We start from the raw sequence: 25,080 nt of genomic DNA, 5'->3' as shown, positions 1-25,080 counted from the left end.
GCCGAACCTTAGCCCTTGACCACGGACACGATGTTCGGTTTCCGAAAAAAAGACCCTGCCCCACCGGCGGACGCCCCGAGCCGCGCCGGCCTGTTCGATCGCCTGCGCAAGGGTCTCGCGAAGACCGGCCGGGTCCTGAACACCGATATCGGCGAACTGTTCCGCCGCAAGATCGACGACAGCCTGTTCGAGGAACTCGAGGAGCGGCTGCTGCTCGCGGACGTCGGCGTCGACGCGACCCAGCGCATCATGGACCGGATCACGCGCGCAGTGAAGCGCGGCGAACTCAAGGACGGCGATGCGCTGCTGCAGGCGCTGGAACAGGCGATGACCGAGATTCTGGAGCCGGTCCAGAAACCGCTGCGCATCGAGCCCCCCCCGGGGAAGCCGTTCTCGATCCTGGTCGTCGGCATCAACGGCGCCGGCAAGACCACGACCATCGGCAAGCTGGCCCATCACCTGCAGGCCGACGGCTTTTCCGTGCTGCTGGCCGCCGGCGACACCTTCCGCGCGGCTGCGGTGGAACAACTGCAGACCTGGGGCGAGCGCAACCGGGTGCCAGTGATCGCGCAGGGCACCGGGGCCGATTCCGCGTCGGTCGTCTTCGACGCGCTGCAGGCCGCCCAGTCCCGCCGCATCGAGGTGATGATCGCCGACACCGCCGGGCGCCTGCACACCCAGCACAACCTGATGGACGAAATCCGCAAGGTGCGCCGGGTGATGGGCCGGCTCGACCCGGACGCGCCGAACGAGGTGCTGATGGTCGTCGACGGCGGCACCGGCCAGAACGCGATCAACCAGGTGCGCCAGTTCCACGAGGCGCTGGGCGTCACCGGGCTCGTGGTCACCAAGCTCGACGGCACCGCGAAAGGCGGTGTGCTGTTCGCGCTGGCCGAACAAATGGGGATCCCGGTCCGCTTCATCGGTGTCGGCGAGAAGGCCGAGGATCTCCAGCTTTTCGACGCACGTGCATTCGTCCGGGCGCTGCTGAACCGCGGCGACGACTGAGTCCCGAGCACCGTGTCCATGATTCGGCTGCAGCGTGTGACCAAGCGTTTCGACGGGGGCGCGGAGGCGCTGCACAACGTAAGCCTGCGCGTGGACGCGGGTGCGCTCGCCTTCGTCACTGGCCCGTCGGGAGCCGGCAAGAGCACACTGCTGCGGCTGATCGCGAGGCTGGAACGGCCGACCCGCGGCCGGATCCTGGTCAACGACCAGGATCTGGCGACCCTGCCCAGGAGCCGTGAGCCGCAGTTCCGGCGCGGCATCGGCCTGGTATTCCAGGACCATAGGCTGCTGTTCGACCGCCCGGTACACGCGAACGTCGCGCTGCCGCTGGAGATCCTCGGCTACCGCCGCGCCGAGGCCCGCAAGCGGGTCCGCGCCGCTCTGGACAAGGTCGGGCTGCTGCACAAGGAAAGCGCAGCGCCGCAGACGTTGTCCGCAGGGGAGCAGCAGCGGGTGGGCATTGCCCGGGCCATCGTGCACCGGCCGGCGCTGCTACTGGCGGACGAACCCACCGGCAACCTGGATCCGGCGCTATCGCGCGAGATCATGCAGCTGTTCCTGGACTTCAACCGGGTCGGAGTGACCGCACTGATCGCGAGCCACAACCTCGAACTGATCTCGGCCCTGCGCAAGCCGATGCTGCACCTCGAGCACGGACGCCTCGAGGCCCGCCACGGCCCACGGTCCGAGAGTCCGGCGTGAAGAAGGACGGCAGCGAACGCGCGGGCTGTCTCGAGGCCTGGCTGCACAACCACGCGGACGCGGCGGTGCGATCGTTCCGGCGCAGGCTGGCCGCGCCGGGCCAGACGCTGATCATGATCGCGGTGCTCGGCTTCATCCTGGCGTTGCCCGCTTACCTGTGGTTGCTGCTGGAGAACGCGCGGGCCCTGTCGTCCGATATCGACCATGAACCCCGGATCGCGCTATATCTCGACGACATCACCGCAGAAGAGCTGGCGGCCACCGTCGAGCGGGTGGGCGCGCTCGACGGGATCGCCCGGGTCGACGCCACCGGGGCCGACCAAGCCCTCGACGCGTACCGCGCGAGCCTTCCTGACCCGGCGCTGCTCGACTGGCTGGACGAAAACCCGCTGCCGGCGATCGTCGAGGTGGTGCCGCTGCAGCACACCCCGGAGGCGGTGCAGGCGCTGGAATCCCGGCTCACGGACCTGCTGCCCCGCGCGACACTGATCAGCGATCACGAATGGGTGCGGCAGCTGGACGCCCTGCATGGAGCCGGTTTGCGCATCCTGATGGTGATTGCCGGACTGCTCGCTCTCGGGATCACGTTGATCCTCGCCGTGGCATCCGCCGCCGAGCTGCGGGAGCGGCGCGAGGAGATCTCGATCTCCCGCATCACCGGGGCCACTGACCGGTTCCTGCGCCGACCATCGCTGTATGGCGGTCTGATGATCGGCCTGGGAGGCGGTCTCGTCAGCTATGGGCTGTTATGGATCGGCGTGGGGCTGACCCGGCTCCCGGTCGAGGAAGCCGCCGCCGTGTTCGGACTGCCGCTGGTGTTCGTCGGACCGCGGCTGCAACTGGCCTTGCTGCTGGCCACGTCGGGCGTACTGCTGGGCTGGCTGGGCGCAAGACTCGGCAGCGGTGCGGCACTGCGCGACTGAGGGCCTGCGCGAACCCCCCTTGCCCGGCGCGACCGCCGCTGACCACGCCTTCGTCGACCCGCGGACCCCCAGCCGCCTTCCGGGAACCGCACCCGCACTTAGCACTCTAATGGGCAGACTGCTAGAATCAGCCGAATTACTCTTTGGGGGGAGACCTACATGAGCCAAGCACTGGTGCGCAAGCCCGTGGACATGCCGGTCCCGGTAGGCAACCTGGATCACTACATCGCGGCCGTGAGCCAGATCGAGGTCCTCGACGCGGAGGAGGAGCAGCGCCTGGCACGCGCCCTGCGCGACCGGCAGGATCTGGACGCGGCACGCCAGCTGATCCTGCACAACCTGCGTTTCGTCGTCCACGTGGCCCGCGGCTACCTGGGCTACGGCCTGCCGCTGGGCGACCTGATTCAGGAAGGCAACGTGGGCTTGATGAAGGCGGTGCGCCGTTTCGATCCCGAGCAGGGCGTGCGGCTGGTCTCGTTCGCGGTCCACTGGATTCGCGCCGAGATCCATGAATTCATCCTGCGCAACTGGCGGATCGTGAAAGTAGCCACGACCAAGGCCCAGCGCAAGCTGTTCTTCAACCTCCGCCAGGCCAAGCGGCGCCTGGGCTGGCTGAATGCGGACGAGGTCACCGCGGTCGCCCGGGATCTTGGGGTGTCCGAAAGCGACGTGCTGGAGATGGAGAGCCGGCTGTCGAGCCGGGATACCAGCTTCGACCCTGCCCCGGAGGACGACGAAGACCGGGAACACCTGGTACCGGCCGAGCACCTGGCAGGCAGCCCGGAGCACGATCCGGCCCAGGTCGCGGAAGATGCCGACTGGAATCGCCATTTCCAGTACCGCCTCCGCGAGTCGCTGGATGCGCTGGATGCACGCACACGTGACATCCTGGTGCGGCGCTACCTGAGCGAACCGAAGGCCACGCTGCACGAACTCGCGGCCGAATACGGCGTGTCCGCCGAGCGCATTCGCCAGATCGAAAGCCGAGCGTTCCGTTCCCTGCGTGAGGCGCTGGCGGCATAGGGGGATCCCGGGCCGACAGCCGACGAAACCGCAGGCCACGGCACTGGCCAGGATTCATGCCGCGGCCCGAAGCGGCATTCCCTGCAGGGGCACGCAGCTCGCGCCAAGCGACGCCACCGGTATCGGGTCGGACCACATCGAGGCGTGTTCGTCGTCCCCGCGCGACAGCCAAAACATGGTAAGCGCACCGAGAACCACGGCCAGCGCCAGCCGCCGCCGGACCCGGTCGGAGGGAATAGCGACCGGCTCGAGGCGGACCAGCACCCAGAGGGCGATGGCCGACACGATCCATGCGGACCACCCGGGCAGGTCGAGGGGATCCAGAATCGGGCGCAGCAGGTCGGGCGCGGATATCCCCAGCAGCGCCAGCAGGAATACGATCGCAAGCGTCAGGCTGCGCCCGCGAACCGCCTGCCAGAGCCATCGAAGGTCGAACGGATTCATCCGGACAGCATCCTCAGCACTGCGTCCATCGCGACACCGATGCGCAGGTTCGGTCACCCGCCCGGGGATCACAACCCCGGTGGTCCCGGCGGGGCACCCGCGATACCGAAAGCGGATCGGCGGCGACCCGCCGGCGGTACCGTGGAGCGGCGGGCAGATCCGGGGCAACATCTGCTGCTGGTATCCTAGGGGCATGCACACAACCCGTTTCCAGCAGCACAACGTCGGCATCCCGGTCACGCGCGTGACCGGCACCGAGATGCTGCCCGCGGTCGATGACGTGGGCGCGTCTGCCCGTTCTGCGTGCCGTTCCGGGATGTTCGAATGGCAGCTGGTGTTGCGTACGCTGCGGGTGCCCCCGCATATCGAGCAACCTGCGCTGCGTTTCAGCCATGGCCGGGAAACGAAGGACGACGGGATCACCGAGTCGACACAACTCCTGGTCCGCGCACCCCGGATCCGGCGATGCGCCCCCAGGCCGCCGGATCGCCCGGGCAGGAAAACAGTGCGCCGCTGATGCACGATCCGGGGATCCACCGTCCGGGGGAGCTCTGGCCGTCAACGGCCTATGCGCGGCAAGTCGAACGCCTGCGCGCCGCGGTGGGGCAGACCGTCTACCTGGTCGAACTCGAGGCGTCCGACACCCACATGGCGGTTCGCCAAACCGGGCGCGGCCACATCCTGCTGGACGTGCTCGATTTCCCGCGTCCGGACCCCGCGCGCGGCCTCGCGCCGCACCTCGTCCTGCTCGACGACGGCCGGGGCATCAACCTCGGCCGGATCCTGCGGATCAGCCTCGGCCGAGCCTTCGACCCGTCACCGGCACAACTGGTCTACCAGGACGAGCCGCTGCGCCACCGGCTGCTGCTGGGCGAGCGGACGCTCTCGAAGGGGTTCATCGCAGATCGCTCCAGGCGCCTCCTGGGCCAGATCCTGGGGCGGGGCGCCCCCCCCGCATTGGATACGCCAGGAAAGGAACCCGACAATAGGGCAGACTAGCCGCCGAACAGGATCACCGAGAAAAAGCTCAGCCAGGATACGATGATCAGGAGGATGATGAGGGTCAGGGGCAGGTTATCAAACGTGAACCAGTCGCGCATCGCGGGGAATCTCGGCTGAAGCTTGGGCCGAAAGGGTATGCGGATGGGCGGCCGGAAGCAAGGAGCCGCTGCGTGCACGCCGCGGCATACGGATCAGCGATCGCGATCGCCGGCATTCCCGTCGGGATCGGGTTTCGTCGGATCGGCGCGGGACTCATTGCCTGGAATCAGGGGATCATCGTCGTCCATCAGGATGCGATACGCCGGACCTTCCATGTCCTCGTACTGGCCCGACCGAATCGCCCAGAACAACGCGACACCGACGATGACCACGAAGATCATCGCCAGCGGAATCAGCAGATACAGGACTTCCATCCCGACAGTCTAGCGTGTCCCCGCGGGCGATGGCCAGGATCAGCCGTCGCGGGCCGGGCGGACCACCGCGGCGTGCAGCGCCGGCTGCCCGCTGAGTCTTGCCGGCAGATTCCGGTCCTCTTGGCGCAGCCGCAGCGCATTGCCGACCACCAGCAGCGAACTCAGCGACATACCCAGTGCGGCGAGCCACGGCGTCAGAAGTCCCGTGGCTGCCACCGGCAGCGCCAACGCATTGTAACCCACCGCCCAGACAATGTTCTGGCGCACAATGCGCAATGTGCGGCGTGCCTGACGCACCGCCGCCGGAATCGCCTCCAGCCGGTCGGACATCAGCACCAGGTCCGACTGAGTCTGCGCGATCCGGGTTCCGCTGCCCATCGCGAGCGAGACATCCGCACCGGCCAGCACCGGCGCATCGTTGATCCCCTCCCCGGCCATCACCACTATCTCACCGCGGGACTGGCGTGCGCGCACGTAGGCGACCTTGTCCTCGGGCGTCATGCCGCCATGAGCCTCATCGATACCCGCCCGAGCGGCGAACGCGGCGGCCGCTTCGGGGCGATCCCCCGACAGCAGCACCACCTCGAGGCCCAGCTCCCGCAGGTCCGTCACCGTCTGCTCCATCTGCTGGCGCGGAGGGTCGGCGAACCAGAACACGCCCAGCACCTGACCGCCACGGGCGATCCAGACCGCCGTTGCATGACCGTGCGCGGGCGGCGGTCGGACATCGTCCGGCACCCGCTCCAGGCCCACGAACTCGGGCGTCCCGATCCGGATCTCCTGTGCGTCGAGGCATCCCGCCAGTCCGCGGCCCGGCGAGTTGCGCAGATCCTGAACACGTGGCAATTCCCGGTCACCGGCGGCGCGGACCAGGGCTCTCGCCAACGGGTGCTCCGAGTGGCGCTCCAGCGCAGCCGCGGCCGACAGCAGGGATTGCTCGTTCCAGCCCGGGGCCAGCACCTGGGTTCCGATCCACTCCGGACGGCCAATCGTCAGCGTGCCGGTCTTGTCGAAACAGAACACCCGGGCACGCGCCAGATCTTCGACCGCCTGCCCGCGGGTCAACAGCAGCCCCATCCGCGACAGGACGCCGGTGGTCGTCGTGATCGCAACCGGGGTCGCCAAAGCCAGCGCACAGGGGCAGGTCGCGACCAGCATTGCGACCACCACCCAGAAGGCCCGGTCGGGGGCGATCCAGACATACCAGGTCAGCCCGACCAGCGCGGTCAGGATCAACACCGCCGCAACGAAGTGCCCAGTACCCTTCTCCGCCATCCGCGCGAGCCGCGGCTTCTCGGTCTGGGCCCGGTCGAGCAGGCGCTGGATCGCCGCCAGCGTGGTCTCGGCACCAACCCGGGTGATCCGCACCACCAGCGGGCTGTCCACGTTCACCGTGCCGCCGGTGACCGCATCCCCGGTGCGGCGCAGGCAGGGCTCCGGCTCACCGGTCAGCAGCGCCTGATTCACCGTCGATTCACCTTCATCGACCACGCCGTCCGCCGGAAGCGGTTCGCCGGGCCGCACACGCACCCGGTCCCCGGGCACCAGTTGCGTTACCGGAACCTGCTCGTCGCGACCACTGGCGTCGACCCGCACGGCCAGCGCGGGAATCAGCCGGTCGAGGCGGTCGATCGCCTGGCTCGAGCGCTGCCGCGCCATCAGCTCCAGGTAGCGGCTGGTCAACAGGAAGAACACGAACATCGCCACCGACTCGAAATAGACGTGCTCGCCGGTGCCCAGCGCGACGGAGTAGACGCTCGCCGCATAGGTGCTCGCAATCGCCAGGCTGACCGGCACGTCCATCCCGAGCTGGCGCTGGCGAAGGTCGCGCCAGGCGCTCTGGAAGAACGGCAGCGCCGAGTAGAACACCACCGGTGTCGTCAACCCGGCCGCAATCCAGCGCATGAACTGCAGCAGGTCGGCATGGGTCTCGTCGCCGGCACCCAGCCAGAGCGCGACCGCCAGCATCATCACCTGCATCATCCCGAGACCGGCGACCGCGAGCCGACGCAGCGCCAGATGCCGCTCCCGCCGAAAGGCCTGGTCGCGCGTCCCGGGATCATAGGGATGGGCACGGTAGCCGATCGCGCGGATCGCCTGCAGGATATCGGACAACACCAAACGCTCGGGATCCCAGCGCACCCGGGCCCGGTGGGTCGAGTAGTTGACCGCGAACTCGGCCACCCCCGGGATGGCCCGGACATGGCGCTCGTTCAGCCAGACACAGGCCGCGCAGGTGATACCCTCGAGGATCAGCGAGGCCTCGCGCAACACCTTGCCGGAAGCCCGGTCGGTCTCGTCGATCACGAACTGCCGCTGCACCTCGGGCTCGTCGAACAGCTTCAGTTCGCGCAGTTCATCGGGGATCAGCGGCTCGCCCGGGCTTCCGGCCGGCGCGGTGCGGTGGTGGTAGTAGCCCCCCAGGCCGTTGTCGATGATCGCGTTCGCGACCGCCTGGCAACCGCCGCAGCAGGTTTCGCGAGGCCGCCCCTCGAAAGTCACCGGGTAATGCGCGGCGCGGGGAATCGGCAGACCGCAGTGGAAGCAGCCATCGGTCAGATCGGTGCCCTGCGGCTGATTTTCAGTCGTCATCGGTCGAATGCTCGGACGCCAGCCGGTCCGGTCACGAGTTTCGGATCCGCAGGCCGGACGAAACCGCGGGCCGCGATCCTTCGAATGACGCGCGGCACGGTCCGGGCGCCGCCAACCTCACGGAACGGCGGCACCGCGGGTGATCGAGCGTCCCCATTGGCGCTGAGGGAGGCACGTCAGCCACGGGTTGCGCGAACGCTCGTGCTGGCCTGCTGCTCGTGCACCTCGTCCCCGCGCTGCACGCGGAACAGCAGGTCCCAGCGCCCCGCGGCCGGCAGCGCGACCTGCGCCTCGTAGAGCCCGCCCCCGACCGGCCGCATCGCGAACGACTGGTCCAGGCTGAAGTCGGAGACGCGCATGAACTCACCCTCGATCGCCGCATCCGAGATCGGTTCGCCGTCCCGATCGAGCACCCGCACCTGGAACAGCGCCGGTTCGCCCGCGGTGGGCCGCGACCGCCAACCCTGGTACACCTGCCAGCCGAGCTCGCGCTGCTGGCGTAAGTGAGTCACGTAGTCCACCGCCAGCGCCTCCTTGCGCTCGCCGATCCTGGCAACGGTACCGGGAAAACCCGAGGTGACCTCGGACGCCTGGCTCTGCGGCTCCGGCAGGAACACCCCGACGAGCTGGGTCGGCATGCCGTTGTTGGCCCACGAAAGCAGCACCGCATTGACGGTGGCCACCACGCCGAAGAAAGCGAGGATGGTCATCGGCGCCCAGTGCAACCGGCCACGCTTCGCCTTCGTGCCACGTTCCCCTTCGATCTGGGTGGTGATGATCCCGAGGCCGTAGGGCACGATCACGTAGAGCGCGAGATGGATCGCGAACACGTCCGCACCGCTCCAGCTCAACACCGACAGCGGGACGAACACGATCATCGTGATTGCCAGCACCAGCCCGGCCGTCTGGTAGCCGCGCAAGCGGGTGAACCGGTAGATCAGGAAGAACAGGGCCGCGATCAGCGCAACCCCGAGTCCGAGTGAGACGACCAGATTATCCATCACAGCGACCTGCTATTAAACGTAACACGAAAACATACCGGCCTTGCCAGAAGGGTTCCAGCCACCCCACCGGCCCCGCCCCCTCACTCCTCTCCCGCAAGCGGGAGAGCGGCGCAAAAGCCCCTCCCCCTTCCCAACGGGGAGGATGCGGCCTTCAGGGTCGCAGGCTCAACTGCGAGCCGACCCGCACCGGCTCCACCAACCCCTCGCGCTCGACGATCTCGAACTCCAGCGGCAGCCGCGACGGGCTGCCGCCCGGCTCCGGATGGTAACGTACCCGCGCGAGCACGGTCGTGCGCTGGGTGGGCTCGAGCACGATCTCCTCGACGCGCCCCAGATCCAGGTCCGCGCCCTCTAGGCCGACTACCCGGATCTCCAGATCCAGCCGGCGCTGTGTCTTGTTGTTCAGCGCGATCTCGTAGCTGTTCTGGGTGCTGCCATCGGCCATCTGCACGAACAGCGGCTGGCGCACCTGGCTGACGTTGGCGTCGAGTTCGGGCCGGTGCAGCACACTGAGGACCAGAAGCGTACCGATGATCAGGATGGCCGTCCCATAACCGACCGTCTTCAGCTTCAGGAACCGGGTCTTCCCGCCCTCGAGCGCGTTCTCGGAGGTGTAACGGATCAGTCCGCGCGGCCAGCCCTGCTTGTCCATGATCGCGTCGCAGGCATCGATGCACAGCGCACAGTGAATGCACTCGATCTGCAGCCCGTTGCGGATGTCGATCCCGGTCGGGCAGACCTGCACGCAGTACCCGCAGTCGATGCAGTCGCCGACACCGGCCTGCTGGCGCTCGTCACGGGATCGGAGATCGCGCGCGGGCTTTGCGCGGCCGGCCATGCCTTCCCCGCGTGCACGATCGTAGGAGACGATCAGCGTATCGCGGTCGAACATCACCGACTGAAAACGCGCATACGGGCACATGTAGGTACAGACCTGCTCGCGCGCGAGTCCGGCGAAGGTATACGTGGTCAGCGTCAGCAGCCCGGTCGTCACGTAGGCCGCGTGGGCCGCCTGGCCGGTGAAGAACTCGCGCACCATGGTGGGTGCATCGGCCCAATAGAGCACGAAGCCCAGACCGGTCGCGAACGCGACCAGCAGCCAGGACGCGTGAGTCGCGCCGAGTTTCAGGATCTTCTCGGCGTTCCACGGCTGGTTGGACAGCCGGATCCGCGCCGGGCGCTCGCCCTGGATCCGGCGCTCCAGAAACATGTACACGTCGGTCCACAGCGTCTGGAAGCAGAAATAGCCGCAGAAGACCCGCCCGGCGAGCCCGGTCACGAAGAACAGCAGCAGTGCCGCGATCATCAGCAGCCCGGCGAGCCAGAAAATGTCCTGCGGATAGACGATCAGGTCGAACAGGTAGAACCGGCGGTGTGGAATGTCGAACAGTACCGCTTGCGAAGGCCCGGTCTCCCGCTCCCAGCGCAGCCACGGCAGCAGGAAGAATACCGCGTAGGCGAGGAACAGAATCCCGTACTTCAGGTTCCGGAAGCGGCCCTCGACGGAACGCGGATGGATCGGAATGCGGGCCTGGTACAGGGGCTGGGACATCGGGCGCTCGGTGGAAAGGACGGTACGGCGCTGCGGGGCCGCTATGACCGACGGTCCGGGACCGCCCCGAACCGGGCGGATCGGCCCCGCGCCCACGCGCCGGGGACAGTTTACCGTCATCGGCGAGGAACCCCGCCAGTACACGCAGCGGAATTGCGGAAGTGAACACGCCTGCAACGCGAAGGCAGCGCGGGCACGCAACGCACGGAGCGGGTGCGCGCGTCCCGCAGCCGCCCTTCAGGCCCGCCGCGAGCGAAATCGCGTGCGGCTTTACTGCCCCCCGCCCAGCGAGTGCACGTAGGCGGTCAGCACCCGGATCTCGGTTGGGGACAGGCGGTCGGCAAAGGCCGGCATCTCGCGCTGGATTCCGTCACGCACGAACTCGGCAACCCGGGCCACTCGCTCCTCGTCGTCGGCCGCGCCCGGCACGTCGACCAGCGCCCAGAGGTTGTTGCTGAGGTTGGGGGCACCCTGCGAGGTCAGCCCCTGCGCGTCCATGCCATGGCACTGAAAACAACCGCCGAGATGTCCGGTGAAGATCTCCGCGCCTGCGGCGACTGGATCCCCGTCCATGTCGTAGTTGTTCAGGGACAGCACGTAAGAGGCGACCTGCTCCAACTGTTCGCTGTTCAGCGTCTCGCGGTAACCGGGCATGTAGCCGAGCCGGCCGTTCACCAGCGTCTCCTCGATCTCGGCCACGGTGCCACCCCACTTCCACTGGTCGTTGCGAAGATTCGGATACAATCCGATGACCCCCGCTCCGCCGGTCTGGTGGCAGGCGGCACACCAGGTGCCGAACGAACCCTTGGCATAGGCATTCACGAAGCTCATCGCGTCGACATCGGCCAGGATGGTGTCGTAATCCATTTCACCGACGCGCTCGAGCATTTCGCGCTGGCGCACTGCGTGCTTGCCGCTCTGCATGTCGTGAGTCAGCAGTGCCCGGGTGTTCCAGTGCATGGTGCGCTCTTCGCCGTCTTCCATGAAGGTGACGGTATTCAGGCCCTTGGTGAACGTGTCGCCCACCGGCCAGGCGGGGTACAGGATCCAGTACACCACGGCGAAGACCACGGTGGCATAGAAGCCCCACAGCCACCAGCGGGGGAGCGGATTGTTGTACTCCTGCAGGTTCGCGTCCCAGACGTGGCCGGTGGTCTCGACCTCGCCCGGCTTCTTGCTCGGATTCTCGTTCGTGCTCATGACCTTTCGCCCTTGTTGCGGTCGCCGGGAGAGACGTTCGGATCCAGGTGGGAGTCCTCGTCATCCAGCGGAATGTAGCGGTAAGACTCGAAGCGGGTGGAACGCCGGCGGCTCGAGAACAGGTAGATCACGATCGCGACGAACGTGCTCATGAACAGGATCAGCGCGACGATCTTGCTGTTGCCCAGATCGGTGATCCAGCTCCAGAACTCAGCCATGGGAGCCTCCGCCCTGTCCTCGGGACAGCCTATCGGAACTCGGCAAAGTAACCCTCCGAGTACTCGTTGAAGTCCACCATCGTACCCAGAACCTGCAGGTAGGCGACGATGGCGTCCATCTCCGAGATGAACGACGGATCGCCGTCGTAGTTTCCGGCCTGCGCCTGTGCGATCAGGTTGTCCTCGGCGCGGTTGATGTCGAGCATGAGCGCGGTCTCCCCACCGAAATGCTCGACGTTGGCCTCGAACTCGTCCCTGTTGATCGAATAGGGCACGCCAACCCGCTTCAGCGCGATCATCCGCCCTTCGATGTCGGAGTAGTCCAGCGGCGTGGTCGCAAGCCAGGGGTAGCCCGGCATGATCGACTCCGGCACCAACGACTGCGGGTCGATCAGGTGCTGCACCTGCCACTCATTGGAGTACTTTCCGCCGACCCGGGCCAAGTCCGGCCCGGTGCGCTTGGATCCCCACTGGAACGGGTGGTCGTACTGCGACTCCGCCGCCAGCGAGTAATGCCCGTAGCGGAGCATTTCGTCGCGGAACGGGCGTACCATCTGCGAGTGGCAGGTGTAGCAGCCTTCGCGCACGTAGATGTCGCGCCCCCGCTGCTCCAGTGGCGTGTAGGGGCGCACGCCCTCGACCTCCTCGATCGTGTCGTTGATGTAAAAGAGCGGCACGATTTCGACCAGGCCGCCGATGCTGATCACCGCGAGCGTCAGAATGATCAGCAGGCCGGCATTGGTCTCGACACTTTCATGCTTCATGGTCTGGCAACTCCGGATCAGGACGCGCTGGCGGCGGTGGCACGCGAGGCCTCCGTCGCGCGGCTCTCACGCTTGGCGGAAAGGATGGTCACGGTGATGTTGAAGGCCATGATCACCATGCCGAGCAGGAACAACCCGCCGCCGATCGCCCGGACCACGTACGGCTTGTGGAGGAACACCACCGACTCGGTGAAGGTGTAGGCCAGGTTGCCGTACTGGTCGAACGCCCGTAGCATCAGCCCCTGACCGATACCCGCCACCCACATCGACACGATGTACAACACGATCCCGATCGTGGCGAGGAAGAAGTGGATGTACACCAGCCGCAGGCTGAACAGCTGCGTGTTCCACAGCCGCGGGATCAGGTGGTACAGCGAGCCGAAGGTGATCATCGCTACCCAGCCGAGCGCGCCCGAGTGTACGTGGCCGACGGTCCAGTCGGTGTAGTGTGACAGCGCGTTCACGCTCTTCAGCGACATCATCGGCCCTTCGAAGGTCGACATGCCGTAGAACGACAGCGCGGTGATCAGGAACAGCATGATCGGGTCGGTGCGCAGCTTGTCCCAGGCACCGGACAGCGTCATGATCCCGTTGATCATCCCGCCCCAGGAAGGCAGCAGCAGCAGGATCGAGAACGTCGCGGCGAGCGTCGACACCCAGTCGGGCAGCGCGGTCCAGTGCAGGTGGTGCGCGCCCACCCACATGTACAGGAACACTAGCGCCCAGAAGTGGATGATGGAGAGCTTGTACGAGTAGATCGGGCGCCCGGCCTGTTTCGGCACGAAGTAGTACATCATCCCGAGGAACGCAGCGGTGAGGAAGAAGCCGACCGCGTTGTGTCCGTACCACCACTGGGTCATTGCATCCTGGACGCCGGAGAACAGCGAGTAGGAATGCGGGCTGGTCAGGCTGACCGGAACCTGCAGGTTGTTGAAGATGTGCAGCAGCGCGGTGGCCAGGATGAATGCCATGAAGAACCAGTTCGCGACGTAGATGTGCGGCTGGCTGCGGCGCAGCAGGGTCATCAGGTAGATCCAGAAGTAGGTGACCCAGACGACCGCGATCAGGATGTCGATCTGCCAGTTGAACTCGGCGTACTCGCGACCCTGGGTGATACCTGCCATGTAAGTGATCACGCCGAGGACCAGCGCGAGGTTCCAGCCGTAGAAGGTGAACAGCGCTAGCTTGTCGCCGTACAGCCGTGTCTGGCAGGTGCGCTGCACGATGTAGTACGAGGTCGCGAACAGCGCGTTGCCCCCGAAGCCGAAGATCACCAGCGTGGTATGGACCGGGCGGAAGCGGCCGAAGGTGATCTGGGCGATATCGAAGTTCAGGAACGGCCAGGCCAGCTGCGAGGCGATCCAGACGCCGGCGGCCATCCCGAGCACTCCCCAGATGACCGCCGCGATCGAGAATTTCTTGACGATTTCGTAGTTGTACTGTTCCGACGGAACAGCCGTCGAAGCCGGCACGGACCCGGCGGTTGCTGCAGTTTCAGACATATTGATTTCCACCTTGCCTGCGGGGAATACGGTATGCCCGGCGCGCCGGGACGTGAACTGTACCCCAAGAACTCACCAGAAAAAAGCAACGCCCATACAGGCTCCATCCCCTCTCCGGCGCCCCGAATGAGGCGACGGAGCGCGGATCCGATCTATTCCCCCGCGTCTTCACCGGGCCCGGATCGGGATGAAATGCCCCGGAGCCCGCGAGGGCGGTGGCGCGGCCGGAACCCAAGCGTGACCATAGACCACTTCCCAGGATGCAGGCAGCCGCCCCTGCTCGCCGTAGTGCGATGCATACGCGTCGGCCACCGCGCGCAGCCGGCGCGGCCCCAGCAGTCCGCGCGAACGCCCGGACAGCGCATTGCGGACACCGACGCCGCGCAGGTCGCGCAACAGCGCGTTGAAGTCGGGGTAGGTCACGGTCAGGCGTTCCTGGTCCATCACCGGATCGGCAAAGCCCGCGCGCACCAGCGCGTCGCCGATATCGTGCATGTCGATGAACGCGTTCACGTGGGTGGCCGCTCCCGCATCCACCGAGGCGAACGCCGCACGCAGCTCGCGCAGCGTGTCCGGCCCGAAGGTCGCGAACAGCCAGAGGCCGCCCGGCGCCACCACCCGCCGGACCTCCGCGAACACGCGGTCGAGGTCGGCCACCCACTGCAACGCCGCGGCCGAGATCGCAAGGTCGAAGCTCGCATCCGCAAGCGGCAGCCGTTCCATATCGGCGCAGATCACCCAGGGCCGGCGGAACCAGCGCCCCTGGACACGGGCACGAAGCGCCATTCCCGGCGCAAAATCCAGCCCGGCTACCCGGGCCTTGCGGTAGCGCTGGGCCAACGCCTTCAGTGCGCCACCCGGCCCGCACCCGAGGTCGATCACCCGTGCGGGATCGAGTCGGATCCAGTGCAGGCGCTCCAGCAGCCGCTGCTGCACCTCGTGCTGAAGCCGTGCATGGCGATCATAGTCGTGTGCGGCACGGTCGAAAGCCGCGCGCACCTGAGTCTTGTCGATTTCGAAACCGTCGCTCAAGCGACCACCTCACGCAGAAAATGCGCCAGATCCGCGGGCCGCTCCAGCCAGGCAGCATGCCCACCCGGCACCAGCCGGATCCGAGCGTCCGGGCGCATCTCGGACAAGCGGTTTGCGAGTTCCGCCGGGACCAGGCGGTCGTGTTGACCCAGCCAGGCGGCCACGGGGGCATCCAGACCGGCCCAGGCGGCACGCAGGTCGCCCCGCGCCAGCGCATCGAGTCCCGCCCGCAGCCCGCCGAGGCCTGCCTGCCGGACCCTCAGCTGCCCGGCCAGCAGGCGGCGCATTTGCGCGGGGAACCGCCCGCCCTGCGCGCACAGCGAAGCGAAGCGCCGCTCCAGCGCCCCCCGGTCACGCCCGAGTTCATCGACGAAACCGGCCGGGTCCGAGGGAGGCAGGCCGCAGGACCAGCCCGGCGCGCGGGTGAAACGCGGCGTACCGGCGACCAGCACCAGGCGCTGCGGGCCCGTCCACCGGGCGGCGGCCGCCAGAGCCACGACCGCACCGAGCGACCATCCCACCCAGACCGGTTCGCGCACGCGCGACGGGAGCCGGCGCAGCAGGGTCTGGGCGACCTGCCGCGGATCCGCCAGTTCGGCGCCTCCCGGGGCGTCACCGTGCCCGGGCAGCTCCAGCACCAGCGGATCCAGATCCTCGATCAGCACCCGCAGGGAATCCCAGACGGCGCCGCTGAACCCCCAGCCGTGGATCAGCACCACGGTCGGCGCCTGCAGCGCGCGCGGCTTCATGCACCACCGAGCCCCGCCGGGGCCGGCAGGCGGGAACCGGCGCGGACCATCGAGCCCACGCGCTGCGTCGCCGTAGCCGGCGCGAACAGCGCAGCCCCGGTGTACCGGGGTCCGCGCACCCGCCCGGATGAACCCCGACGGCTGGCTTGCGTATGATGGCAAACGTCGACAGCGGCACGGATCGTAAGGATGGACATCGCAGTATTGATCATCGGCATGTTGCTGGCTTACCTGCTCGGCTCGATCTCCTCCGCGATCGTCGTCAGCCGCCTGCTGGGCCTGCCGGATCCGCGCGCCACCGGCTCCGGAAACCCCGGCGCCACCAACGTGCTGCGCGCCGGCAGCAAGACCGGTGCTGCGCTGACCCTCGCCGGCGACGCCGCGAAGGGCTGGTTGCCGGTGTTCATCGCACTGCAGAGCGTACACTTCCCGGCCTGGATGGTCGGGCTCATCGCACTGGCGGCATTCCTAGGTCACCTCTATCCGGTGTTCTTCGGCTTCCGGGGCGGCAAGGGTGTAGCCACCGCATTGGGCGTGATCCTCGCGATCCATCCGCTGACCGGGCTGCTGGTGCTGGCCACATGGCTGCTGGTCGCCGTCATTGTGCGCTACTCCTCGCTCGCCGCGCTGGTGGCCGCACTGGCGGCACCGATATACCTGGCCCTGTGGCACCCGGAGCCCTGGCTGATTGCAGCCGTCGGCGTGATGGTGCTGTTCCTGTATCTGCGTCACTCGACCAACATCCAGCGCCTGCTGCAGGGCACCGAACCGCGGATCGGCGAAAAGAAGCCGGCAGCCAACCGCGGCGACTGAATCTCCGCCCCCCGCGCGCTCCCGCAAGCCGGATAGCGCGCATCGGCGCGCCCGTGGGCATTACGATGGGGCCGCGCGCGTCCCCTTCACCTCCCCCGTTCCCGGCGGAGGGCTTTTCTCGCCGTTGGCGCTTGCGGGAAAGGGACGTGGCCAAGGCGAGTGCAACGCTCACACCGAGTGCTCCAGAGTCAACTCGGCCAGCGGCCAGCGGGCGCGGGCGCGGATGGCCAGCCCACTGTCTGCGCCACCGGCCTGCAGGCGGCGCAGCCCTGCAAGCGCGATCATCGCACCATTGTCGGTACAGAACGCGGGCCGCGGAAAGAACACCGGAACCCCCTGTGCCCCCGCCATGGCCTCGAGGCCCGCGCGCAGCCGCCGGTTCGCGGCCACGCCTCCTGCCACCACCAGCGCGGGTGCCCGGCTGGCCTCCAGTGCTCTGCGTGTCTTCTCGACGAGCGTGTCCGTGACCGCCTCCTCGAAGGCCCGCGCGACTGCCGCCGGAGCGTACTCGCCTTTCTGCACCGCAGTCAGCACCGCCGTCTTCAACCCCGAGAAACTCATGTCCAGACCCGGCCGGTCAAGCATCGGCCGCGGCAGCCGCAGGCTGCCCGCTGCGCCGGTCTCGGCTAGCCGCGACAGCGCCGGGCCGCCGGGGTAGCCCAGGCCCAGCAGCTTGGCCGTCTTGTCGAAGGCCTCACCCGCCGCGTCGTCGATGCTTTCACCCAGCAACTCGTATTCACCGAGCTCCCGCGCCAGGATCAGCTGGGTATGCCCGCCGGAAACCAGCAGCACGAGGAACGGGAACGATAGCCGGGCGTCGTCCAGCAACGGTGCGAGCAGGTGGCCCTCCAGGTGATGCACCGCCAGCGCGGGCACACCCCAGCCATAGGCCAATGCACGCGCAACCGAGGCGCCGGTCAGCAAGGCCCCTAGCAGGCCCGGGCCCGCAGTGAAGGCGACCGCAGACAGTTCCGGGCCCTCCACGCCTGCCTCGTCCAGCACCTCGCGCAGCAGCGGCAGGATGCGCCGGATGTGATCGCGCGACGCTAGCTCGGGGACCACCCCGCCATACAGCGCGTGCAGATCCACCTGGCTGTACAGCCGGTGCGCCAGCAGACCCGCTTCGGCGTCGACGATCGCGACGCCCGTCTCGTCACAGGAGGTCTCGATTCCAAGTACGCGCATGGTCACAGTTCGTTGGCGGTGTCGGGTTGGACAAGGTCCTGCGGGCGAAGTGTCATCGGCCCACTCCGAGGAAGATCCGCCCCGGGAACCACATCCACGATCCGACGGGTGATGCTGGAGATCCACAGGATATCGCTAAACCCCTGCACGAGCGCCCGCAGCCAGCCCATCAGCTCCTCGTGCCGCATCGTTGGCGTCCGAGGATATCGGGCATGAAGGCGCCCCGGCTTCAGAGAGCGTGGGCGTCCGCACGGAAGCGCATCCGGCCCTGCCGTGGCGACCGCGCATTCTACACGCCATGGGCGTCCGGTTGGGGGGGGGGGGGGCGGACACCCGGGGGGCTGCAGCGCCCCCGGCACTGTCCGGGGCGCGGGATCTGACGTTACGGGTTTGCGCCTGCCGGAACGACATCCTGCGGTAGCCGGAGAATCGCTGCACCTGTTGGTGATGCCTTTCGGTGCGATCAGCGAAGCCCCCTCGGGGGCAATGCGCCGCGCGGGCGCGTTCGGGAGCGGCCCGCGCTGCACTGGCTACAGACGTTCGCGCCGGTCGGGAAAGCTGCCGCCGGGAGGAAGGTCGCAGTTACTCCCGAGCACCATCACCTGGAAGCGCTCGCCCATCTCGCCCGGGAGCGTCAGCATCCGCACCTGCTGCGCGAGCTGCATGATATGCCGCGGATCGTCATTCCCGGCCACCGCCTGCTCGAACAACGCGGGCAAGCCGGCACCGAGCAGGAACTCTCCCTGCGCCGCGTAGGCCAGCACTTCCAGCCCCGCCGAGTGCGCGGCTTCGGCGACGGCAGTGAAGTCGACGCTCGCGGTCAAATCCATCAGACCCGGCCAGGCGAAGGGGTCGAACACCAGCTGCTGCCGGTAGTAGCCCACCAGGGTGCCGGCACCACGCTCGGGTGCGTAGAACTCGCGGCGCGGATAACCGTAATCGGCAATCCAGACGATTCCCTCCGCCAGCGCGTCGACTACGGAGCGCAGCCACGGCGGGACGGCCGGGCGCAGTTCCGACACGTACCCATCCGGCCAGGGACCCGCCTGTCTCTGGAGATCCCGCACCGCCCGATCCAGCCAGGGCGGCGCCGGGCGTTCTGCGAAGCCGAGACCGTTGTCCGCATCCTGCGTCACCACTCCACGCTGCAGCACCCGCCCTTCGCGCCAGGCGAAGAGTTCCACCGGCATCGCGTCCAGCACCTCGTTGGCCAGCACCACGCCCTGCAGCGGCTCGGCCGGCAACCGGTCCAGCCATTCGACCCGAACCATGCGCTCGGAGCCGAGGCGCGCGGCGAGCAGCGACTGCTGCCGCGCGCGCAGATCCGGGCTGACCTCCAGAATTCGATAGCGCTCCAGTCGCACGCCGAGATCGTCGAGCCTCTGGATCACGTCCGCCGCCAGCCGGCCGCTGCCCGCGCCAAACTCCAGGATCTCGCAGCGGGTTCCGTCCAGAACCGGCCCCAGCCACTGCGCCAGGGCGGCACCGAACAGCGGCGACAGCTCGGGAGCGGTCACGAAATCGCCGTCGGCGCCGAGCTTGCGCAGCCCGTTCACATAGTAACCAAGCCCGGGTTCGTACAGGGCCATCTCCATGTAGCGGGAGAACGGCAGGAAGCCGCCACCGGCCTTGATCGCAGCGCGAATCCGGTCGTGCAGGCGCGCCGAAAGCGCGAGCGCTTCGGCAGCCGGCTCGTGCCGCGGCCGCGAGCCGTCGGGTGTGCTAGATTCTGGGCGAGCGACCATGACGCGAGGATGAAGAGACCCTGATGGCGGAGAGCCCTGGCACGGCCGCAAGCGGCCGGGACCACGAAGTGGTATTGATCACCGGAGCGGCCCGCCGGATCGGAGCGGCGATCGCCCGCACCTTGCACCGCGCCGGAATCAACATATTGCTCCATTATCGCGGTTCGCGCGAGGAGGCCGCCACCCTCGCTGCCGAGATGAACGAGGCCAGGCCCGACAGTGCACGACTGCTGCAGGCCGACCTGCTCGACGAACGGGCAACCGCCGACTTGGCAGAACGCGCGGTGACAGAATACGGGCACCTCAACTACCTAGTGAACAACGCCTCGACCTTTTACGCCACGCCGGTGGGTCAGATCACCCGCGAGCACTGGGACGACCTGATGGGATCGAACCTGAAGGCTCCGTTGTTCCTGACCCAGGCCTGCGCGCCGGCCCTGAAGGAATCGCGCGGCGCTGTGGTGAACATCGTCGACATCCACGCCCTGAGACCGCTGAAGGACTACCCGCTGTATTCCGCGGCAAAGGCCGGTCTGTGGGCCCTGACTCAGGCCTATGCCCGCGAACTCGGACCCGAGGTGCGGGTGAACGGGGTCGCTCCCGGGGCCATCCTGCTGCCGGAAGACATGGCGGCCGTGGGCACCCACGAGGCGATGGTCCTGCGTACCGCGTTGAAACGCGAAGGGGATCCCAGCGACATCGCCCGAACAGTGCTGTTTCTGCTGCGCGAGGCGCCCTACATCACCGGACAGGTGATTCCGGTCGACGGCGGCCGGTCGGCCTCGCAGTAGGGTGCGGCATCCGGCTGCGTTATGCTGACAGCCTCCAGAACACGGGAGAGGAACCGATGATCGACCCGAAGAACCTTGACGAGATGGCGCGGCGCATCGGCGCCAGCCTGCCCGAATCGGTCCGCGCGTTCCAGAGAGACGTCGAACGCCAGGTCCGATCCACGCTGCACCAGGGTTTCGAGCGCATGGACCTGGTGACGCGCGAGGACTTCGACGTGCAGGTCGCGCTGCTCGAGCGGACACGGGCGCACCTGCGCGAACTGGAAGATAGGATCGCCGCGCTGGAAGCCCAGCCCTCGATCGACGACCGGGGCGGGTCGGACATTACCTGAGCGCCTCCCTCGGCCTACAACGTGGCACCTTTGGGGCGCCTGTGCGCCCAGGGACAGGAATCGAGGGCGACGCGGGACCCGCGCAACCCGCCTGAAGCCAACCCGCAACAAGGAGGGGCACGGATGCCCATCGCAATGGTTAATGCCCGTGCCGTCGACGGAATCCGAGCCCCACTGGTGCGTATCGAAACCCACCTGGCGAACGGGTTGCCGGGGTTTCAGATCGTCGGGCTGCCCGAAGCTGCGGTGCGCGAGAGTCGCGACCGCGTTCGCGCGGCGATCCAGACCAGCGGCTTCGAGTTTCCGCGCCGGCGCATCACGGTGAACCTCGCGCCTGCCGACCTCCCGAAGGACGGCGGGCGCTTCGACCTTGGAATTGCACTGGGGATTCTCGCGGCCAGCGCCCAGGTTCCCCAGTCGGCGCTGGACCGCCGTGAGTTTCTCGGGGAACTCGGCCTCGACGGCCGATTGCGCGCGGTTGGCGGCACGCTACCAGCAAGCCTCGCGGCTCGGGACAGCGAGCATCAGCTGGTACTGGGCCGCGACGATGGCCCGGAAGCGGCACTGGCCGGCGGTGCCGACGTGGTGACCGCCGATCACCTGCTCGAGGTATGCGCCGCACTAAACGGCAAGGCGCAACTGCCCGCCGCAGAGCCTCCCGGCCTGCAGCCAGTCGCCGCACCCGATCTGGCCGATGTGCGCGGGCAGCACCAGGCGCGGCGGGCACTCGAGATCGCAGCAGCCGGCGGGCATCACCTGTTGATGATCGGCCCTCCCGGAAGCGGCAAGTCGATGCTCGCCTCGCGCATACCGGGAATCCTGCCGCCGCTGACCGAAGCGGAGGCGCTGGAGACCGCCGCGATTCACAGCCTGCGCGGTTCCGAGCACCTGCGCCACAACTGGCGCTGCCGTCCGTTTCGCTCGCCACACCACACCGCGTCGGGCGTTGCACTGGTGGGCGGCGGCCCGAACCCGCGGCCGGGCGAGATCTCGCTGGCACACAACGGCGTGCTGTTCCTGGACGAACTGACCGAATTCGACCGGAGGGTTCTCGACGTGCTGCGCGAACCGCTGGAGACGGGTGTGATCCACATCTCCCGAGCCGCACGCCACGCGGAATACCCGGCCCGGTTCCAGCTGGTTGCCGCGATGAACCCGTGTCCGCAGGGCTTCGACTGCGACCTGGCCGAGCGCTGCCAGTGTTCCCCCGAGCAGCGCGCACGACACCGAAGGCGCCTGTCGGCCCCGCTGATCGACCGCATCGACCTCGCGGTCGAGGTGCCACGCCTGCCGACCACGGCGCTTAAACCGGTTCCCGGAGAGGACGAGGCTTCGGCCAGCGTCGCCGAGCGGGTCTGCGCCGCCCATGAGCGCCAGCGCAGGCGCCAGGATGGCAGACTCAACACCCAGTTGAGCGGAAGGGAACTGGATGTGCATGCCCCGCTGGAACGCGGAGAACGCGTGCTGCTAGAGCGGGCGGTCGACAAGTTCCGGCTATCCGCCCGCGCCTACCATCGGATCCTCCGCGTCGCGCGCAGCATCGCCGACCTGGCCGGCAGTGAGACGATCCGCGCGGACCACCTCGCCGAGGCGCTGGGCTTCCGCGCGCTGGACCGCTGGAGGATCGATTGACGCGGGCGTGCCGAGGCGGTCAGAGCGAAGCGATGTACGCGGCCAGATCGGCGATCGCTTCGTCGGAAAGACCCGACGCATGCGGCGCCATCAGCGCCGTGTTCGGCCCCACCGTCTCACCGGCGCGGTACTGCCCGAGCCGCTCAGCGATGTAATCCGCGCCCTGCCCGGCGATCTTCGGGAAGATGCCCATGCCCTCGCCCTCGGCCCCGTGGCAGCTCACGCAGGCCGCATACCGCTCCTCGCCGCGCTCGGCGTCGCCATCGGAGGGAGCGGCTTCGGGAACATCCGCCTCTTCGTCGACCGCCGCGACCTCGACGGCGGCGTCCGCATCGACTTCCAGCCCGGCCTCCGACAGCATGTAGTCGACCGAAGCCGTCACTTCCTCGTCGCTCAGGTTCGGGTCGCCACCCCGTGCAGGCATGGCCAGGAAACCGTCGATCGCATGCGTGACCAATGTGTCGCGCCCTTTCTCGTCAAGGCGGGCTTGCCATTCGTCGCGGTCGGTCTTCAACGGTGCGCCGGCCGCGCCGGTGTCATGACAGGCGGCGCACACCGACTGATAGACCTCGCTTGCCGGGCGTGCCTCCGCGGGCGCTTCGTCCTCGTCGACGGCGGCCACCTCGACCCGACCCACCGGCGCGATGCGTTCGTCGACCGTCTCGGTGACCGCCGGCGCCGGATCCCTTTCTCCCAGGCCGACCTGTCCCAGAAAATTCACAAGGTGATACGCCAGAAAGGCCGCCGCACCCGCCAGCGCGAGCACCGACACGACCATCAGGAACTTGTTGCCCGCATCCATCTTGAACTGTTGATCAGCCACTTCACTCCTCCAGGGTCCTGGCCGGCTGCGGCCCCAGGTCGTACCCACCCCAGCGGGCCGCCCGAGACGGTCGCCGAGTATAGGCCAAACCCCCCCGTGCTAGCCATAATCGACCGGGCCCCGGACCCCAGCGTCGTCTTGGGCGACCGCGCGGCCCGCGGGGACACTGGACGCGCTGCCCGGCTGCCCGTACTATGCGGCGATCAATGCGCCCGTAGCTCAGCTGGATAGAGCGCTGCCCTCCGGAGGCAGAGGCCAGGGGTTCGAATCCCTTCGGGCGCGCCACTCTCCCCTAGAATTATGCGCTTAAGAAACAACCCCGTTCTTCCTCGAGCGCTGACCGTCGCGAGCAACGCTCATTGTTGAGTCCCGTTTTGGCCAGCGCTCACAATCGCTGCCCGTCACGCCCCGCGTGTGCCCCCGTTTCGGGCCTGCCCCCGAGATGTGCCCGCCCGGTGCCCACCCGCTTTTTGGCCCCCGATCCAACCCCAGTGCAGGTTGACCCACCGCAACCCGCCTCCGGAAAACGCGGGGTGGTTCAGTTCATCAAGCAACAACAAGAGGGTTGATGCATGGCCCCGTGATTCAGGTCTCGGGGAGAATCTCTTTGCACAAACCAGACTCCACGACATTTGCGGCAGCGAAACGGTGGGCGGTATCGACGAAAGCAGGCGCGTCCCTGGCCAGTTGGCGCAGCAACCGTCGTGCTTCGTCGACGCGACCCGCTTTGGCCAGCACAGTTGCGTGCAAGAGAGCGAGCTCTGGTTCGTCGTGTGGGGTGGAAATCGACCCGTCAAGCAGATCGAGCCCGGCGGCGGCCTGGCCATCGAGTGCAAGCTCAAACGCCCCATACGCGGCGTGATAGCGCACGCTATACCGCGTCATGCGCTCCAGTTCGAACACAGTTTCCGGATGATCGTCGACCCTGAGGTCCACCACGTTGTCGCGCCAGGGCCGACCACTGCGCTCAACCCGCACCACCAGTAGCGCGGCCGAACGCTGACCGCGTACATCACCACCCAGTGATTGAGCGGCTTTCAGTGCCTCGACCAAACGTAGCGCCAAGCTGCCAGTGGAGTTCTCGAACACCTCGACCATGCGCGTTCAACTGGCGCTATCCGCAAGCATGTTTCCAAGCGCCACGCTATGGGCACTCACGTGGTGTCCTGCGACGCGACGCAGGAATCGCCGGTATACGCCGCCAGCGCGCCGCTGCAGTCGATCATCGCCACCTGACGGCGTTCTGGAGAAGGGTCGATCGATCGCAACGCATCCAAGGCTTCCGGCGCGGTGAGGCCGCTGCGCATCAGATCGAGCCCCAGCTCTCCATACATAGGCTCGCCAATCGATTGTGTGGCGATGACGCCTGCCCCGGGCATGGCCCACGGCACGCTGCTTCCCACCGCGAACGCCTGGCTTTGCGTGGCCACGCCCATTTCACGAGTACGCTGATCCCGCGCGACAATTGAATAGGTCATGCGGAGAGCATAACCCAACACGCTTCTGAATCTCGTCTGCGCGGCGGCAAAGTCAGTGCGTTTCGGCGGGCTGCGCCGAGGTGCTGTGATGGCTGCCGGTCGGCTTTCTTACGAAGATCGTCGAGGTTCTGGCCAAGGCGTGATGCCAGCCGG

27 protein-coding genes and 1 tRNA gene are annotated in these 25,080 nt (G+C 67.6%); 11 read left to right on the top strand and 17 right to left on the bottom strand.

The genetic code is table 11. The annotated features are described in order from the left end of the window. Positions 1-30: 30 nt before the first annotated feature. From ftsY to rpoH, 4 genes are all read left to right on the top strand, one after another. Positions 31-1,008, top strand: a complete 978-nt coding sequence (ftsY, locus tag TVNIR_RS00985) for a signal recognition particle-docking protein FtsY (RefSeq protein WP_043739003.1) — start codon at positions 31-33, stop codon at positions 1,006-1,008. An 18-nt stretch (positions 1,009-1,026) separates the two neighbouring features. Continuing rightward, complete coding sequence (gene ftsE / locus TVNIR_RS00980; protein ID WP_015257074.1) at positions 1,027-1,710, top strand: cell division ATP-binding protein FtsE; 684 nt, start codon at positions 1,027-1,029, stop codon at positions 1,708-1,710. Continuing rightward, complete coding sequence (locus tag TVNIR_RS00975; RefSeq protein WP_015257073.1) at positions 1,707-2,633, top strand: cell division protein FtsX; 927 nt, start codon at positions 1,707-1,709, stop codon at positions 2,631-2,633. The genes ftsE and TVNIR_RS00975 overlap by 4 nt, the downstream gene beginning before the upstream one ends. 159 nt (positions 2,634-2,792) lie before the next feature. Beyond that, on the top strand, positions 2,793-3,656 hold the full coding sequence (gene rpoH / locus TVNIR_RS00970; RefSeq protein WP_015257072.1) for an RNA polymerase sigma factor RpoH: 864 nt from the start codon (positions 2,793-2,795) through the stop codon (positions 3,654-3,656). A 54-nt stretch (positions 3,657-3,710) separates the two neighbouring features. Here the strand turns inward: rpoH and TVNIR_RS00965 are convergent, their stop codons facing one another. Further along, positions 3,711-4,100 carry a hypothetical protein gene (locus TVNIR_RS00965; RefSeq protein WP_015257071.1) on the bottom strand — a complete coding sequence of 130 codons (390 nt, stop codon included), beginning with the start codon at positions 4,098-4,100 and terminating at the stop codon, positions 3,711-3,713. A gap of 193 nt (positions 4,101-4,293) precedes the next feature. Between TVNIR_RS00965 and TVNIR_RS00960 the strand changes: the two genes are divergently transcribed. Then, a complete protein-coding gene (locus tag TVNIR_RS00960) occupies positions 4,294-4,617 on the top strand; it encodes a hypothetical protein (RefSeq protein WP_015257070.1) in 324 nt (107 codons plus the stop codon). Beyond that, positions 4,566-5,099, top strand: a complete 534-nt coding sequence (locus tag TVNIR_RS00955) for a hypothetical protein (protein ID WP_237251697.1) — start codon at positions 4,566-4,568, stop codon at positions 5,097-5,099. The genes TVNIR_RS00960 and TVNIR_RS00955 overlap by 52 nt, the downstream gene beginning before the upstream one ends. A gap of 194 nt (positions 5,100-5,293) precedes the next feature. Here TVNIR_RS00955 and ccoS read toward each other — a convergent pair whose 3' ends face one another. The 10 genes from ccoS to TVNIR_RS00905 all read right to left on the bottom strand — a co-directional run bounded on the left by ccoS (position 5,294) and on the right by TVNIR_RS00905 (position 16,128). After that, complete coding sequence (gene ccoS / locus TVNIR_RS00950) at positions 5,294-5,515, bottom strand: cbb3-type cytochrome oxidase assembly protein CcoS (RefSeq protein ID WP_015257067.1); 222 nt, start codon at positions 5,513-5,515, stop codon at positions 5,294-5,296. A 39-nt stretch (positions 5,516-5,554) separates the two neighbouring features. Continuing rightward, the gene (locus tag TVNIR_RS00945) at positions 5,555-8,107 is read right to left on the bottom strand and encodes a heavy metal translocating P-type ATPase (RefSeq protein WP_015257066.1); all 2,553 of its coding nucleotides are present in this window, start codon (positions 8,105-8,107) and stop codon (positions 5,555-5,557) included. Between the two features lie 176 nt (positions 8,108-8,283). Next, complete coding sequence (locus TVNIR_RS00940) at positions 8,284-9,108, bottom strand: FixH family protein (RefSeq protein ID WP_015257065.1); 825 nt, start codon at positions 9,106-9,108, stop codon at positions 8,284-8,286. Between the two features lie 154 nt (positions 9,109-9,262). Next, on the bottom strand, positions 9,263-10,663 hold the full coding sequence (gene ccoG, locus TVNIR_RS00935; RefSeq protein WP_015257064.1) for a cytochrome c oxidase accessory protein CcoG: 1,401 nt from the start codon (positions 10,661-10,663) through the stop codon (positions 9,263-9,265). Between the two features lie 270 nt (positions 10,664-10,933). After that, positions 10,934-11,863 carry a cytochrome-c oxidase, cbb3-type subunit III gene (gene ccoP / locus TVNIR_RS00930; protein ID WP_015257063.1) on the bottom strand — a complete coding sequence of 310 codons (930 nt, stop codon included), beginning with the start codon at positions 11,861-11,863 and terminating at the stop codon, positions 10,934-10,936. Then, positions 11,860-12,081, bottom strand: coding sequence for a cbb3-type cytochrome oxidase subunit 3 (locus TVNIR_RS00925; RefSeq protein ID WP_006746789.1), 222 nt, complete (start codon positions 12,079-12,081; stop codon positions 11,860-11,862). The genes ccoP and TVNIR_RS00925 overlap by 4 nt, the downstream gene beginning before the upstream one ends. Positions 12,082-12,110: 29 nt before the next feature. Further along, on the bottom strand, positions 12,111-12,845 hold the full coding sequence (gene ccoO / locus TVNIR_RS00920) for a cytochrome-c oxidase, cbb3-type subunit II (RefSeq protein ID WP_015257062.1): 735 nt from the start codon (positions 12,843-12,845) through the stop codon (positions 12,111-12,113). Between the two features lie 17 nt (positions 12,846-12,862). Continuing rightward, positions 12,863-14,347: a cytochrome-c oxidase, cbb3-type subunit I gene (gene ccoN, locus TVNIR_RS00915; protein ID WP_043738994.1), complete on the bottom strand. Its 1,485-nt coding sequence runs from the start codon at positions 14,345-14,347 to the stop codon at positions 12,863-12,865. Between the two features lie 168 nt (positions 14,348-14,515). Then, on the bottom strand, positions 14,516-15,379 hold the full coding sequence (bioC, locus tag TVNIR_RS00910; protein WP_015257060.1) for a malonyl-ACP O-methyltransferase BioC: 864 nt from the start codon (positions 15,377-15,379) through the stop codon (positions 14,516-14,518). Further along, positions 15,376-16,128, bottom strand: coding sequence for an alpha/beta fold hydrolase (locus tag TVNIR_RS00905; protein ID WP_015257059.1), 753 nt, complete (start codon positions 16,126-16,128; stop codon positions 15,376-15,378). Before TVNIR_RS00905 ends, bioC begins: the two co-directional genes overlap by 4 nt. 189 nt (positions 16,129-16,317) lie before the next feature. On the opposite strand from TVNIR_RS00905, the gene plsY reads away from it, so the two are divergent. Then, positions 16,318-16,941 carry a glycerol-3-phosphate 1-O-acyltransferase PlsY gene (plsY, locus tag TVNIR_RS00900; RefSeq protein WP_015257057.1) on the top strand — a complete coding sequence of 208 codons (624 nt, stop codon included), beginning with the start codon at positions 16,318-16,320 and terminating at the stop codon, positions 16,939-16,941. Positions 16,942-17,109: 168 nt separating this feature from the next. Here the strand turns inward: plsY and tsaD are convergent, their stop codons facing one another. From tsaD to TVNIR_RS00885, 3 genes are all read right to left on the bottom strand, one after another. Then, positions 17,110-18,126 carry a tRNA (adenosine(37)-N6)-threonylcarbamoyltransferase complex transferase subunit TsaD gene (tsaD, locus tag TVNIR_RS00895; RefSeq protein WP_015257056.1) on the bottom strand — a complete coding sequence of 339 codons (1,017 nt, stop codon included), beginning with the start codon at positions 18,124-18,126 and terminating at the stop codon, positions 17,110-17,112. Between the two features lie 2 nt (positions 18,127-18,128). Continuing rightward, entirely contained in the window at positions 18,129-18,314 is a 186-nt protein-coding gene (locus TVNIR_RS00890; RefSeq protein ID WP_015257055.1) for a hypothetical protein, read from the bottom strand. Between the two features lie 342 nt (positions 18,315-18,656). Beyond that, positions 18,657-19,871, bottom strand: a complete 1,215-nt coding sequence (locus TVNIR_RS00885; protein WP_015257054.1) for a class I SAM-dependent methyltransferase — start codon at positions 19,869-19,871, stop codon at positions 18,657-18,659. A 68-nt stretch (positions 19,872-19,939) separates the two neighbouring features. Between TVNIR_RS00885 and TVNIR_RS00880 the strand changes: the two genes are divergently transcribed. The 3 genes from TVNIR_RS00880 to TVNIR_RS00870 all read left to right on the top strand — a co-directional run bounded on the left by TVNIR_RS00880 (position 19,940) and on the right by TVNIR_RS00870 (position 22,626). Beyond that, positions 19,940-20,662: a pteridine reductase gene (locus TVNIR_RS00880; protein WP_157092315.1), complete on the top strand. Its 723-nt coding sequence runs from the start codon at positions 19,940-19,942 to the stop codon at positions 20,660-20,662. Positions 20,663-20,718: 56 nt separating this feature from the next. Further along, entirely contained in the window at positions 20,719-20,994 is a 276-nt protein-coding gene (gene ubiK, locus TVNIR_RS00875) for a ubiquinone biosynthesis accessory factor UbiK (protein WP_015257052.1), read from the top strand. A gap of 123 nt (positions 20,995-21,117) precedes the next feature. Continuing rightward, positions 21,118-22,626, top strand: coding sequence for a YifB family Mg chelatase-like AAA ATPase (locus TVNIR_RS00870; protein WP_043738991.1), 1,509 nt, complete (start codon positions 21,118-21,120; stop codon positions 22,624-22,626). A gap of 19 nt (positions 22,627-22,645) precedes the next feature. Here the strand turns inward: TVNIR_RS00870 and TVNIR_RS00865 are convergent, their stop codons facing one another. Further along, entirely contained in the window at positions 22,646-23,449 is an 804-nt protein-coding gene (locus TVNIR_RS00865; protein WP_015257050.1) for a c-type cytochrome, read from the bottom strand. Between the two features lie 208 nt (positions 23,450-23,657). On the opposite strand from TVNIR_RS00865, the gene TVNIR_RS00860 reads away from it, so the two are divergent. Then, positions 23,658-23,734 (top strand) — tRNA-Arg (locus tag TVNIR_RS00860). A gap of 300 nt (positions 23,735-24,034) precedes the next feature. On the opposite strand, the gene TVNIR_RS20940 is transcribed toward TVNIR_RS00860, so the two are convergent. After that, a complete protein-coding gene (locus TVNIR_RS20940) occupies positions 24,035-24,547 on the bottom strand; it encodes a DUF1028 domain-containing protein (RefSeq protein ID WP_052316587.1) in 513 nt (170 codons plus the stop codon). Positions 24,548-24,603: 56 nt separating this feature from the next. After that, positions 24,604-24,927 carry a DUF1028 domain-containing protein gene (locus TVNIR_RS20935; protein WP_211263135.1) on the bottom strand — a complete coding sequence of 108 codons (324 nt, stop codon included), beginning with the start codon at positions 24,925-24,927 and terminating at the stop codon, positions 24,604-24,606. Between the last annotated feature and the right edge of the window lie 153 nt (positions 24,928-25,080).

It is taken from the genome of Thioalkalivibrio nitratireducens DSM 14787 (genome assembly GCF_000321415.2).
GTDB classification, from domain to species: domain Bacteria; phylum Pseudomonadota; class Gammaproteobacteria; order Ectothiorhodospirales; family Ectothiorhodospiraceae; genus Thioalkalivibrio; species Thioalkalivibrio nitratireducens.
This window is presented reverse-complemented; position numbering and strand designations above follow the sequence as displayed.

Excerpts from the sequence above, each read along its gene's own strand:
- ccoS (WP_015257067.1), bottom strand. The coding sequence starts at position 5,515 with ATGGAAGTCCTGTATCTGCTGATTCCGCTGGCGATGATCTTCGTGGTC.
- TVNIR_RS00945 (WP_015257066.1), bottom strand. The coding sequence starts at position 8,107 with ATGACGACTGAAAATCAGCCGCAGGGCACCGATCTGACCGATGGCTGC.
- TVNIR_RS00955 (WP_237251697.1), top strand. The coding sequence starts at position 4,566 with ATGCGCCCCCAGGCCGCCGGATCGCCCGGGCAGGAAAACAGTGCGCCG.
- TVNIR_RS00890 (WP_015257055.1), bottom strand. The coding sequence starts at position 18,314 with ATGCGGCACGAGGAGCTGATGGGCTGGCTGCGGGCGCTCGTGCAGGGG.
- tsaD (WP_015257056.1), bottom strand. The coding sequence starts at position 18,126 with ATGCGCGTACTTGGAATCGAGACCTCCTGTGACGAGACGGGCGTCGCG.
- TVNIR_RS20935 (WP_211263135.1), bottom strand. The coding sequence starts at position 24,927 with ATGACCTATTCAATTGTCGCGCGGGATCAGCGTACTCGTGAAATGGGC.
- ftsY (WP_043739003.1), top strand. The coding sequence starts at position 31 with ATGTTCGGTTTCCGAAAAAAAGACCCTGCCCCACCGGCGGACGCCCCG.
- ccoP (WP_015257063.1), bottom strand. The coding sequence starts at position 11,863 with ATGAGCACGAACGAGAATCCGAGCAAGAAGCCGGGCGAGGTCGAGACC.
- ccoO (WP_015257062.1), bottom strand. The coding sequence starts at position 12,845 with ATGAAGCATGAAAGTGTCGAGACCAATGCCGGCCTGCTGATCATTCTG.
- rpoH (WP_015257072.1), top strand. The coding sequence starts at position 2,793 with ATGAGCCAAGCACTGGTGCGCAAGCCCGTGGACATGCCGGTCCCGGTA.
- TVNIR_RS00960 (WP_015257070.1), top strand. The coding sequence starts at position 4,294 with ATGCACACAACCCGTTTCCAGCAGCACAACGTCGGCATCCCGGTCACG.
- TVNIR_RS20940 (WP_052316587.1), bottom strand. The coding sequence starts at position 24,547 with ATGGTCGAGGTGTTCGAGAACTCCACTGGCAGCTTGGCGCTACGTTTG.
- ccoN (WP_043738994.1), bottom strand. The coding sequence starts at position 14,347 with ATGTCTGAAACTGCAGCAACCGCCGGGTCCGTGCCGGCTTCGACGGCT.
- TVNIR_RS00905 (WP_015257059.1), bottom strand. The coding sequence starts at position 16,128 with ATGAAGCCGCGCGCGCTGCAGGCGCCGACCGTGGTGCTGATCCACGGC.
- TVNIR_RS00885 (WP_015257054.1), bottom strand. The coding sequence starts at position 19,871 with ATGGTCGCTCGCCCAGAATCTAGCACACCCGACGGCTCGCGGCCGCGG.
- TVNIR_RS00940 (WP_015257065.1), bottom strand. The coding sequence starts at position 9,108 with ATGGATAATCTGGTCGTCTCACTCGGACTCGGGGTTGCGCTGATCGCG.
- ftsE (WP_015257074.1), top strand. The coding sequence starts at position 1,027 with ATGATTCGGCTGCAGCGTGTGACCAAGCGTTTCGACGGGGGCGCGGAG.
- ccoG (WP_015257064.1), bottom strand. The coding sequence starts at position 10,663 with ATGTCCCAGCCCCTGTACCAGGCCCGCATTCCGATCCATCCGCGTTCC.
- ubiK (WP_015257052.1), top strand. The coding sequence starts at position 20,719 with ATGATCGACCCGAAGAACCTTGACGAGATGGCGCGGCGCATCGGCGCC.
- TVNIR_RS00925 (WP_006746789.1), bottom strand. The coding sequence starts at position 12,081 with ATGGCTGAGTTCTGGAGCTGGATCACCGATCTGGGCAACAGCAAGATC.
- plsY (WP_015257057.1), top strand. The coding sequence starts at position 16,318 with ATGGACATCGCAGTATTGATCATCGGCATGTTGCTGGCTTACCTGCTC.
- TVNIR_RS00965 (WP_015257071.1), bottom strand. The coding sequence starts at position 4,100 with ATGAATCCGTTCGACCTTCGATGGCTCTGGCAGGCGGTTCGCGGGCGC.
- TVNIR_RS00870 (WP_043738991.1), top strand. The coding sequence starts at position 21,118 with ATGCCCATCGCAATGGTTAATGCCCGTGCCGTCGACGGAATCCGAGCC.